General features: G+C 61.7%; 9 protein-coding genes. 7 read left to right on the forward strand and 2 right to left on the reverse strand.

Annotated features, from left to right (window positions below; translation table 11 throughout):
• Positions 1-342 precede the first annotated feature (342 nt).
• The 5 genes from kdpA to NOM67_RS20045 all read left to right on the forward strand — a co-directional run bounded on the left by kdpA (position 343) and on the right by NOM67_RS20045 (position 8,006).
• Positions 343-2,019 (forward strand): potassium-transporting ATPase subunit KdpA, encoded by a 1,677-nt coding sequence (gene kdpA, locus NOM67_RS20025; protein WP_041210495.1) that lies wholly within the window; start codon positions 343-345, stop codon positions 2,017-2,019.
• Positions 2,020-4,077 carry a potassium-transporting ATPase subunit KdpB gene (gene kdpB, locus NOM67_RS20030; protein WP_255939629.1) on the forward strand — a complete coding sequence of 686 codons (2,058 nt, stop codon included), beginning with the start codon at positions 2,020-2,022 and terminating at the stop codon, positions 4,075-4,077.
• A gap of 60 nt (positions 4,078-4,137) precedes the next feature.
• On the forward strand, positions 4,138-4,665 hold the full coding sequence (locus NOM67_RS20035; RefSeq protein WP_255939631.1) for a potassium-transporting ATPase subunit C: 528 nt from the start codon (positions 4,138-4,140) through the stop codon (positions 4,663-4,665).
• Between the two features lie 69 nt (positions 4,666-4,734).
• Positions 4,735-7,323 carry a sensor histidine kinase KdpD gene (locus NOM67_RS20040; RefSeq protein WP_255939633.1) on the forward strand — a complete coding sequence of 863 codons (2,589 nt, stop codon included), beginning with the start codon at positions 4,735-4,737 and terminating at the stop codon, positions 7,321-7,323.
• The gene (locus tag NOM67_RS20045) at positions 7,323-8,006 is read left to right on the forward strand and encodes a response regulator (RefSeq protein ID WP_033115265.1); all 684 of its coding nucleotides are present in this window, start codon (positions 7,323-7,325) and stop codon (positions 8,004-8,006) included. Before NOM67_RS20040 ends, NOM67_RS20045 begins: the two co-directional genes overlap by 1 nt.
• A gap of 4 nt (positions 8,007-8,010) precedes the next feature.
• Here the strand turns inward: NOM67_RS20045 and NOM67_RS20050 are convergent, their stop codons facing one another.
• Positions 8,011-9,138: a multidrug effflux MFS transporter gene (locus NOM67_RS20050; protein WP_255939638.1), complete on the reverse strand. Its 1,128-nt coding sequence runs from the start codon at positions 9,136-9,138 to the stop codon at positions 8,011-8,013.
• Positions 9,139-9,230: 92 nt separating this feature from the next.
• Here NOM67_RS20050 and NOM67_RS20055 point away from each other — a divergent pair, with 92 nt between their 5' ends.
• Together NOM67_RS20055 and NOM67_RS20060 are read left to right on the forward strand one after the other, a co-directional pair.
• Complete coding sequence (locus NOM67_RS20055) at positions 9,231-10,019, forward strand: helix-turn-helix domain-containing protein (protein ID WP_255939640.1); 789 nt, start codon at positions 9,231-9,233, stop codon at positions 10,017-10,019.
• Between the two features lie 189 nt (positions 10,020-10,208).
• The gene (locus NOM67_RS20060) at positions 10,209-11,459 is read left to right on the forward strand and encodes a valine--pyruvate transaminase (protein WP_255939642.1); all 1,251 of its coding nucleotides are present in this window, start codon (positions 10,209-10,211) and stop codon (positions 11,457-11,459) included.
• Positions 11,460-11,531: 72 nt separating this feature from the next.
• On the opposite strand, the gene NOM67_RS20065 is transcribed toward NOM67_RS20060, so the two are convergent.
• Complete coding sequence (locus NOM67_RS20065) at positions 11,532-11,972, reverse strand: Hsp20 family protein (RefSeq protein WP_255939644.1); 441 nt, start codon at positions 11,970-11,972, stop codon at positions 11,532-11,534.
• Between the last annotated feature and the right edge of the window lie 27 nt (positions 11,973-11,999).

Raw genomic sequence — 11,999 nt, forward strand, 5'->3', positions numbered from 1 at the left:
CAGGCTGACCTGCCAATATCAGGTCATCTTCATCCACCAGCGTTCAAACCCGGCTCAGGCCGGGTTTTTTGATCCCGACTCGCCACCAGAACCCTCGCAAAAACCTCGTTCTTTACGCCGATTTTACGCCTGCCACATGGCGCTTTATGGCGCCTTTACGCCGGTTCTTCTTACCATTTCAGCGTCAATAACACCAACAGAGTCGATATGGTTTTACATCGGCTCTCGCAGCTAATTATCTCAATGGAGTCGATATGAATTGGCTATATCTGCTGCTGGTCCTCGCCTTGATGGTCTATCTGCTGCGCGCACTCACGCGCAGTCACGAGTGAGGAATCCGCTATGTGGCAAGAAATGATCTATCCCGTCGCATTTGTGCTGCTGGTACTGCTGCCAGCACCGCTGCTTGGCAATTATCTCTACCGGGTATTTGAAGGCCAGTGCCGCTGGCTGGCCCCCGTGGAGCGTGCCACCCTGTTATGTTGCGGCACGGACGGACGGGAACAGGACTGGAAGTCCTATACCCTCAGCCTGCTGGCCTTCAATGGCGCCGGCTTCGGCCTGCTGTTCCTGATCCTGATGGCGCAGGGTCTGCTGCCCCTCAACCCGCAGCAGTTGCCCGGCCTGAACTGGCAACTCGCCTTCAACACTGCGGTCAGCTTTATGACCAACACCAACTGGCAAGCCTATTCCGGTGAGGCCAGCCTCTCCTACTTCAGCCAGATGGTGGGCCTGACCACCCAGAACTTCGTCTCTGCCGCCACAGGTGCTGCCGTAGCGGTTGCGATGTTCCGCGGTATCGCCCGCCAGCAGACAACCCACCTTGGCAACTTCTGGCTGGATCTGGTGCGTTTTTGCCTCTACGTGCTGCTGCCGATGTCGCTGATCCTGGCGCTGCTGCTGGTATGGCAGGGGGTTCCGCAGAGCCTGTCAGCCTATCTGCCGTTCCACACTCTGGAAGGTCAGGAGCAGCTGCTGCCGCTCGGCCCGGCAGCTTCGCAAATTGCCATCAAGCAGCTCGGCTCCAACGGCGGCGGCTTCTTCGGCATCAACTCCGCCCACCCATTCGAGAACCCGACCGCCCTCTCCAACTGGCTGGAGATGGTCGCCCTGCTGACCCTGGCTGCCGCCATGGTCTTTACCCTGGGTCGCTATGTGAAGGACATGGCCCACAGCCGCGCTATCGTCATTGCCATGACCATCATGCTGGCACTGGGACTCTTCGTTTCCATCACTCAGGAGATGAAACTGGATCCGGCCCTGACTCATCTTGCCAGCGAAGCGGGTAACTGGGAGGGCAAAGAGAGCCGCTTCGGCCCGGTGCTCTCCAGTATCTGGGAAGTGGCGACCACCGCTGCCTCCAACGGCTCGGTCAACTCAATGCACGACAGCTTCGCTCCGCTCTCCGGCATGGTCGCCATGATCAACATGCTACTGGGTGAGGTGGTGTTCGGCGGCGTGGGTGCCGGCATCTACGGCATGATGCTGTTCGTGCTGCTCACCGTCTTCCTGTGCGGTCTGATGGTGGGTCGTACCCCGACCTATCTGGGCAAGCGCCTCGGTATCACCGAGATGAAGTGGGTCGTCGCCAGCATGCTGGTGATGCCGGTGGGGGTTTTGGTGATCGGCGGTGTCACTCTGCTGATGCCGGATGCGGCCACTATCATAGGTCACGATGGCCCCCACGGCCTGTCACGCCTCATCTATGCCTACGCCTCGGCTGCCGGTAACAACGGCTCAGCCTTTGCCGGCTTTGCTGCCGGTGACAACTGGCAGTGCGTTGCCATCGGTCTGGCCATGCTGCTCGGTCGCTTCGGCTACATCATCCCCATCATGGCCATTGCCGGCCAGCTCGCCCGCGCTCCGCGTCAGGAGATAAGCGAAGGGGATTTCCCGATCCGCGGCCCGCTCTTCATTACCCTGCTGATCATCACCGTATTGCTGATTGGCGGCCTCTCCTTCCTGCCGGTGCTGGCACTGGGCCCCGTGGCAGAACATCTGATGCTGGGAGCTTTCTAAATGAGCAAGTCCACTTCAATGAGTCCCGACACCATGCAGGTGAAGGGCAAAAAACAGCAATCGCAGATCCTGCAGGCCATGGTTGAAGCTATCTACCGCTTCCATCCCAAGGCGCTGTTTGGCAGCCCCATTCTGTTCACCCTCTGGCTGGCAGCAGTCATGGCGACGGTGGAGTCACTGCTGGGGCAGCCGTTCTCCGGGGTCGCCCCCTCGCTGGCCTGGCAGCTGACAGCCTGGCTCTGGCTCACCCTCTGGTTTGCCAACTTCGCCGAGACGCTGGCCGAAGGTCGCGGCAAGGCGCGAGCCGACAGCCTCAAGGCTGGCATGAGCCAGCTCAAGGCCCGTCGGGTGGCTAATGCAAAAGATGGTCAGGGCGAATGGGTCCCCGCCACCAGTCTGATGAAGGGTGATCTGGTGCTGGTACGCAGCGGCGAGATGATCCCGGCCGACGGCGAGGTGATCGCCGGTATCGCCTCGGTCAACGAGGCCGCCATCACCGGCGAATCCGCCCCCGTCATCCGCGAATCGGGTACCGATCGCAGTGGTGTAACCGGCAATACCACCGTCGTTTCAGACGAGATCTGGGTACGCGTCAGCAACAATCCGGGCGAAAGCACGCTGGATCGCATGATTGCACTGGTGGAAGGGGCCAAGCGCCAGAAAACGCCCAACGAGATGGCGCTGGATGCCCTGCTGGTCGGGCTGACCCTCATCTTCCTGCTGGTGGTCGCCACCCTGCCCTGGTTCCTCGACTACAACGGCACTCAGGTCCCGCGCCTCTACCTGATCGCGCTCTTTATCACCCTGATCCCGACCACCATCGGCGGCCTGCTCTCCGCCATCGGCATTGCCGGTATGGATCGACTGGTGAAACTGAACGTGATTGCCAAATCGGGCCGGGCCGTCGAAGCGGCCGGTGACGTGCGCACCCTGCTGCTGGACAAGACCGGCACCATCACCTTCGGCAACCGGATGGCTGACGAACTGATCCCGGCACCCGGCGTTGACCCGGCCCTGCTGGCACAAGCGGCCATGCTGGCCTCGCTGGGTGACAACACTCCCGAGGGTAAATCTATCCTGACTCTGGCGGGCAAGAGCCACACCAAACCGAGCCAACTGGACGATGACAAGGTGATCCCCTTCAGCGCCGAGACCCGTCTGAGCGGACTGGATCGCAACGGTCACCAATATCGCAAGGGAGCTGTCGATGCGGTACTGAACTACCTCTCCCTCGACCGCAAAGCGGTACCGGAGCTGGTGCTCAAGTCAGTCGACAACATCGCTCGTCAGGGGGGTACACCGCTGCTGGTCTGTACCCATGAACAGCTGCTGGGGGTGGTCTACCTCAAGGACATCATCAAGCCCGGCATCAAGGCCCGCTTCCAGATCCTGCGCCATATGGGGATCCGTACCGTGATGATCACCGGTGACAACCCGAAAACGGCCGCCGCCATCGCTGCCGAAGCCGGGGTGGATGACTTCATCGCCGAAGCAACGCCAGAGAAGAAGCTCGCCTATATCCGGCAGGAGCAGGCCGATGGCCGTCTGGTCGCCATGTGTGGTGACGGTGCCAACGATGCACCGGCGCTGGCACAGGCTGATGTGGGTCTGGCCATGAACGAGGGTACCCAGGCCGCCAAGGAGGCGGGCAATCTGGTGGATCTCGACTCCAACCCCACCAAGCTGCTGGATGTGGTGCTGGTCGGCAAACAGCTGCTGGTGACCCGTGGCGCCCTGACCACCTTCTCCATCGCCAACGATGTGGCCAAGTACTTTGCCATCCTGCCGGCCCTCTTTATCGCCGCCTACCCGCAACTGGGGGTGCTGAACCTGATGCAGCTGGGCAGCCCGCAGAGCGCCATCCTGTCGGCCATCATCTTCAACGCCCTGATCATCGTAGCGCTGGTGCCGCTGGCCCTGCGCGGTGTCGACCTGAAGGGATCGGCCGCCAGCCTGCTGCGCCGCAACCTGCTGATCTACGGTGTCGGCGGCCTGCTGGTGCCTTTTATCGGCATCAAGCTGATCGACCTGGTCATTACCGGCCTGGGTCTGGTGTAACGGCATAACCGGGATGCGGGTCAGCCCGCATCCACACAACGAATTCGGAGCATATCCATCATGATCGCAATCAGAACCCTGCTGACCCTGACCCTGCTGCTGGGCGTGGGTTATCCGCTGGTCGTCACCGGACTGGCCCAGCTGCTCTTCCCCTGGCAAGCCAACGGCAGCCAGCTGACCGACAGCAAGCAGCAACTCATAGGTAGCGCCCTGCTGGCACAGAAATTCGAGCGGGCTGAGTACTTCCACCCCCGCCCCTCCGCCAGTGATTTCAACACCATTGGCGGTAGTGCCAGCAATCTGGGGATGAGCTCACCGCTGCGGGCGGAGTTCGCCGAACAGGCCGCCAAGGCACAGCCTGAAACCAGCTCTCCCGCCATGCTGACCCGTTCCGCCTCTGGCCTCGATCCCCATCTGCCACTCGATGCGGTGCTGGCGCAGGTGGATCGCGTCGCCAGAGAACGTGGACTGGATCCCGCCCAACTGACGGAGCAGGTCAAGTCGGCCACACAAGCTGGTATCCTTGGCCCGCAGGTGGTCAACATTCTCCAGCTGAACCTGCAACTGGATCATCAAAAGGGCGCCTGAGGGCGCTCCTTGCCGATCTGGCGTTGACCTCCATTTTCGACGCGGGCAGTTGGCTCGATAGGGATAAGCATGCGTGATGAGGTAAGGGCTGACGCCCTGCTGGCAAGTCTGGAGCAAGAGCACAAGGGCAAGCTGAAAGTCTTTCTCGGGGCCGCCCCCGGCGTGGGCAAGACCTACGCCATGTTGCAGGCGGTGCGGGAACAGGCCAAGGAGGGGGTCGACATCCTGATCGGCGTGGTGGAGACCCACGGCCGGCAGGAGACACTGGCCCTGCTCGACAAACTCGCTATCCAGCCGCGCAAGATCCACATGCACCGTCAGCAGCGGCTGGAGGAGATGGACCTCGACGGTCTGCTGGCGCGCAAGCCAGCCATCGCCGTGGTGGACGAACTGGCCCACAGCAACGCCCCCGGCAGCCGCCACGAGAAGCGCTGGCAGGATGTGGAGGAGCTGCTCAACGCCGGTATCGACGTCTACAGCACCCTCAACGTCCAGCATCTGGAGAGCCTCAACGATCTGGTGTGGCAACTCACCGGGGTCAGGGTCAAAGAGACCCTGCCCGATCAGGTTCTGCTCGATGCAGACAGCATTATCCTTATCGACCTCCCCCCCAAGGAGCTGCTCGGCCGCCTGCGCGAGGGGAAGGTCTATGTCCCCCATCAGGCCAAGGCCGCCCTGCAATCCTTCTTCTCCCTCAACAACCTCACCGCATTGCGGGAGCTGGCGATGCAGACCGCAGCCAGCCATGTGGAGGGCGATCTGCAACTGCAATGGCAGGCGGCGGGCAAAACCACATTGCCGCTGCGGGGCAAGCTGATGGTCTGCCTCGGCAACCAGCACGGGGCTGCGCTGGTGCGCTATGGCCACCGCTTTGCCCAGCGTCGCCAGCTGCCCTGGCTGGTGGTGCATGTCGACAGCAATGGCCACAGCTCGGCCGATGTGGAGCAGGCGCTGGCGCTCGCCTCCCAGTTGGGCGCCAAGGTGCTGACCCTCTCCAGTCCGGCGGTCGCCAATACCCTGCTGGAGACTGCCGAGCAGCAGCAAGTATCGCAGCTGCTGCTCGGCAAACCCCACAAGGCGCCGTGGCGTCGCTCGCTGGTGCAGCACCTGCTCAAGCAGGCACAGGGGCTGGAGATCACCCTGGTCGATACCGAGAAGCAGAAGCCCAGAGTGGGGATGCGCTCCCCGACGCCGAAGGATATTCACCACAGCCTGCTGGCGGTGGCCATCATGGGGATCACCTCGGCCATTGCATGGGGGCTCTCCTACTGGCTACCCCCCGCAGCGTTGCCACTCATCTTCGTGCTGGGGGTGCTGGCGACTGCCCTTACCACCAGTCTGGTGCCCGCCACGCTGGCGGCCGTGCTGGGCTTTATCGCCCACAATCTGCTCTTCACCGCCCCCTACTTCTCCCTGAGCGTCGCCAACCACAGCGACCTGCTCACCCTGTTCGTGCTGCTTATCGTCGGCATGACTGCGGGACGCCTCGCCTCCCGCCAGCGGCAACAGCTGATCGGCCTGCGCGAGACCCAGCAGCTGGGCAATGCCCTGCTCTCCCTCAGTCAGGGGCTGGCAACCGCCAACAGCCCGGAGGAGGTGCTCAGACAAGGAGCACAAGCGATCTCGCTGGCGCTTGGCCAGCCGACCGTAGTGATCGACAAGGATTTTCACGACCGCCTCGGCAACGAGAAGCACAGACCCGGCCAGACCGACAAAGCGGCCATCGACTGGTGTCTGGCCCAGAAGCAGAGTGCCGGAGCCCACACCGCCACCCTCAATGCCGCCGAGGCGCAGTATCACCACCTCAGCGATGATCTGGTGATCGGCATAACACTGGCCAATCCGCTCTCCTCCTCCGCCGAGCATCAACTTCAGGCGCTGCTCACCGACATTCGCGCCGCGCTGGCGCGGATCGACCTCAACGAGCGGCTGGCCGACAGCCAGCTGCAGGCGGAAACAGACCGGATGCGGGCCGCCCTGCTCTCCTCGGTCTCCCACGACTTGAAGACGCCGCTGGCCACCATCATGGGGGCTGGCAGCACTCTGCTGGAATATGGTGACCGGATCCCGCCGGATGATCGCAACGAACTGCTCCACTCGGTACAGGACGAGGCGCGCCGCCTGCACAGTTATGTGCAGAACCTGCTGGATATGACCCGTATCGGCTCCCCCGACTTCCAGTTGAAGCGGGACTGGGTCGACCTGACCGATCTGGTGGAGAGCGCCCGCAAGCGGCTCGACTCCTCCTGGCGCCAGCACAAGCTGCTGGTACACATCGATCAGCATGTGCCCCAGCTCTATGTGCATGGCGCCCTGATCGAGCAGGTGCTGGTCAACATCCTCGATAACGCCTCCCGCTACTCGCCGGCAGGCACCCCCATCGAGTTCAAGGTGATGGTGGCCGAACCCGACCTTATCATCGATATCATCGATATCGGGGTCGGTATCGCCGAGTCGGATCGGGAGAAGATCTTCAACCTCTTCTATACCCAACCGGTGGGCGATTGCGGCAGCCGTGGCACCGGGCTTGGCCTCGCCATTTCCCGCGCTATGATAGAGGCCCACGGCGGCAAGATTTGGGCCTTCTCCGGCCCCAATGGCAACGGCACCTGCATGCGCATATCCCTGCCGCTCGCGCTCAATTCACCGGAGGTTTGATGGCGCACATTCTGGTCATAGATGATGAAGCGGCGATCCGTCGCTTTCTGCGGATCAGCCTGATTGCCGAGGGGCATCAGGTGAGCGAAGCGGTCAGCGTCACCGAGGGGCTGGAGCAATACCGCCATCTCAACCCCGATCTGGTGATCCTCGATCTCGGCCTGCCTGATGGCGATGGTATTCAGGTACTGCAGGCCATTCGCGAACACCACCCCAACCCGGTGCTGGTGTTGTCGGCCCGTGATTCGGAGCAGGAGAAGGTGCGCTTGCTGGATGCCGGTGCCAACGACTACATGAGCAAGCCGTTTGGCATCGGCGAGATGATGGCCCGCATTCGCGTGCTCTTGCGCCAGCGGGCTGGCGTCAGCAGCGGCGAGCGGCGCCACTTCCCCCAGTGTGGCCTGACGCTCGATATCAGCAGCCACAAGGTGACCATGAAGGAAGAAGAAATCCCCCTCTCCCGCAAGGAGTTCGCCCTGCTGCAGGCGCTGGTGTGCCACCCCGGCAAGCTGGTGATGCAGACCCAGCTGCTCAACGACATCTGGGGGCCGAGCCACAAAGAGGACACCCACTACCTGCGCATCGTCATCGCCAGCCTGCGCAAAAAGCTGGGGGATAACCCCCAGCAACCGACGCTTATCGAGACCGAATCAGGCATCGGCTACCGCTTTATCGGCAACTGACGTTTCACGTGGAACGACGCCCGCTGCAAAGCAGCGCCAACAGACCGCAGCCACTGAGCAACAGGCCGAGATCCTGCAATCCGGCCGCCACCGCCAATCCCAGACTGAGCAGCAGGTAGTAGCCAAGCCCGAACAGGGCGCCTGCACTACCCGCCACCTCGCGATAGGCCAGCAGCGCCTGACTCAGCACGTTGGGGATCGCCAGTCCGAAGGCCACCACGATTCCCATCATGGGCAGCAGGAACCAGAGGCTGACCTCAGTCGCCCAGACCAGCAGCCCGGCAACCAGCGCCAGAGCGCAAGCCAGTCTGATCAGAGAGGACGGCAGCCACTCCCTCCCCAGCAGATGCTTGTTGAGCAGGCAGCCAAGCAGGGTCGCCAGTGCCAGCAAGATCCCCGAGTAACCAAACTCGCCGGTGCTCAATCCCAATCCGGCAAACAGGAACGGCGCCAGACTGTAGTAACCAAACAGCATGGTGTTGAACAGGGCCACCAGCATAGCACTGCGCCAGAGCCCGCCATCCTTCATCATCCGGCACGCCAGCGGCCAGAGTGCGACTTGCCGGGTGGTGGCCGGACGGGTTTCCGGCAGTTGCCAGCAGGTCACCAGCAGCAAACCTACTGCCAGAACCAACAGACCGCTGAACACCCCGAGATAACCGAACCCGCTCGCCAGCTGGCCGCCACTGAGCAGCCCCAGCACGGGACTGAGTGAGAGCGCAATGCCCATCACCGAGAAGACCCGCGCCAGATCGCTGCCCTGATAGCTGTCGCGCAGCATGGTCTGGGTCACCACGGAGCCCACGGCGGCGCCAAAGGCCGAGATGACCCGGGCCAGCAGCAGAGTTTCAAACTGGTTGGCCAGCAGCGCCAGCAGGGTGCCGACGCCATAGGTGAGCAACCCGGCCAACATGGCGGGACGCCGTCCGATCAGATCGCAGAGCCGTCCCCAGCAGACCACGCCCACCGCAAACGCCAGAAAATAGACCGACAGGGTCTGGGATGCCTGCCCCTCGCTCACCTGAAACTGGCTTGCGATGTGGGTCAGGACCGGGCTGTAGATGGTCTCCACAATCTGGGGAAACATCATCAATCCCACCACCAGCCAGAGCGGTGGCAACTTGTTGTTCATGACAAACCTCCTTCACAAGAGGTCGCCATTCTAGAGAGATGCCGATTGTCTGATTACAATAAGCAGGACTATAAACATCAAGAATCGGACATATGGCCTTTATTCTTCCCGATCACCCTTTTGACCCCGACCAGCTGACCGGCTGCGTGATCGGCATCGCCTCCGCGCTCGGCTGGCACGACTCAGGTCTGCATCAACATCAACGCCATCAGCTGCTGTTCGCCCAATCCGGCTGCATGACCATGGAGCTGGAAGGTCGGGTCTGCCTGCTGCCACCCACCCGCGCCGCCTGGCTGCCTGCCGGCACCGCACACCGGATCTTGATGCGCGGTGTGGTGGCCTACCGCTCCCTCTACTTCCAACCGCACCCCGAGTTGCCCGGTACGATGGAGGTGTTGGCGGTCAATCCGCTGCTGCACGAACTGATCGAACGGATGGCGCTCTGGCCGTGGGACAAACCGCAAGAGCAGCAACAACGGACGGTGGCACTGTTTATGGAGGAGTTGGGGCAGGCGCCGCGGGAGTCGTGGCAGCTGCCGCTGCCAACCGATCCCAGACTGGGCGACTGGCTACAGCAGTTGAAACGGGGGGATGCCCTACCCGATCGGCTCAACCGGCTGGCCGAACGGGTAGGTGCTAGTGACAAGACCATTGGCCGTATCTTTATGCGGGAAACAGGCATGAGCTATCAGGCGTGGCGTCAGCAGTGGCGACTGCTGCGGGGGATGGAGCTGTTGGCCGAGGGACAATCCATCAGTCGCATATCCTCAGCTCTGGAGTTTTCCAGCGACAGCGCCTTTATCAGTTTCTTCAGGCAACACACCGGGCAGACTCCTGCACGCTATATCACTCCCCACCAAGGAGATGCTCCAACCAGCTGATTTGGTTCAAATAAATACATTTAACCTGTGCGCTTGTCCGGTTAATGTTTCTTTCGAAACCGCAGTGCCTCCGCGCTTAATTTTTACGCCATGTTCCACGTGGAACGTCCCATCTTTTTGATCGACACCCGCTTTTAAACTGAGCTATGGTGCTACATCCCCGTAACTCAAATCTGGATCTGTCACTGAATGGAATTTTCCTTGTTCGGCGAGAAGTTCACTCGCCACGCCGGTATTACCCAACTCATGGATGACCTCAATCAGGGGCTGACCAATCCGGACGCCATCATGCTGGGTGGCGGCAATCCGGCCCCCATCCCCGCCATGCTGGAACGCTTTCAGGCCGAGGCCAAAACCCTGCTCGACAACGGCGAACTGGTGAAGGCGATGGCCAACTACGATGGCCCGCAAGGCAAAGACAGGTTCACCAGGGCGCTAGCCGGACTGCTCAGCAAGGAGCTGGGCTGGGATATCTCGGCCCGCAATATCGCCCTGACCAACGGCAGCCAGAATGCCTTCTTCTACCTGTTCAACCTGCTGGCCGGTGAATTTGCCGATGGCCGCAAGAAGAAGGTGCTGTTCCCGCTCGCCCCCGAGTACATCGGCTATGCCGACTCTGCGCTGGCGGACGACTACTTCGTGGCCTACAAGCCCACCATCGAGAAGCTGGCCGATGGTCAGTTCAAGTACCACGTGGATTTCGAGAGCCTGCAGGTGGGTGACGATATCGGGGTGATCTGCGTCTCCCGCCCCACCAACCCCACCGGCAACGTGCTCACCGACGAAGAGATCGAACACCTCGACCAGATTGCCCGCGACAAGGGCATTCCGCTGCTGATCGACAACGCCTACGGCGTCCCCTTCCCGGGCATCATCTTCAGCGAAGCCAAGCCGTTCTGGAATGCCAACACCATCCTCTGCATGAGCCTCTCCAAGCTCGGCTTGCCGGGCACCCGCTGCGGCATCGTCATCGCCGACGAGAAGATCATCCAGGCCATCACCAACCTGAGTGGCATCATCAATCTGGCGCCGGGCAGTCTGGGGCCTGCTATCACCATCCCGATGATCGAGAGCGGCGAGATCATCGCCCTCAGCGAACAGGTGGTGAAGCCCTTCTATCAGCAGAAGGCGGAGCTAGCGGTGCAGCTGTTGCGCGAAGCGATCCCCGACCCGCGCTTCCACATTCACAAGCCGGAAGGCGCCCTCTTCCTCTGGCTCTGGTTTGAAGATTTGCCGATCCACTGTCAGGAGCTCTATGAGCGACTGAAGGCGAAGAACCTGCTGATCGTGCCGGGTCACTACTTCTTCCCCGGTATCGATGACCCTGAGTGGCGCCACAGCCAGGAGTGCATCCGCCTCAACTACTCCCAGAGCGAGGAGCTGGTGCGCCGCGGCATCGCCATTCTGGCCGACGAAATCAATGCCCTCTACGCTGGCTAACTCAGTCCGGCCAGCCAAAAACAGAAAGGCCTGCAGATGCAGGCCTTTGTTGTCTGTCGCGATCCGGTTTACTTAGCCGGGCAGCGCCAGCTGCTCGGGTTTGCCTATCGGGATGGCGCGGGGCTTGAGCGCCTCCGGCAGCTCGCGTGCCAGATCGATGGTCAGCAGACCATGCTCCAGCTTGGCGCCCTGCACTTCCACGTGCTGGCTCAGCTTGAAGGCGAGCTCGAAGTCACGCTCGGCAATCCCCTGATGGAGGAACTGACGCTCACCGGCCGCAGCCCCTTTGCGCCCCTTCACCCTGAGGGCGCCGTTTTCGGTCTCCAGCTCCAGCTCTTCGCGCTCGAAGCCAGCCACGGCGACCGTGATGCGATAGCCATCCTGATCGCGCTTCTCAATGTTGTACGGGGGGTAAGCGGCGGTCTTCTGCTCAAACAGACCTTCCAGCTCACGGGCCATCCGCTCGAAGCCGACGGCGTTGGAATAGAGATGAGAAAAATCGAGGTTACGCATAATCCTATCCTTCTAATAAGCAACAGG

It is taken from the genome of Aeromonas sp. SG16, from assembly GCF_024436135.1.
In the GTDB taxonomy this organism is placed as follows: Bacteria; Pseudomonadota; Gammaproteobacteria; order Enterobacterales; family Aeromonadaceae; genus Aeromonas; species Aeromonas jandaei.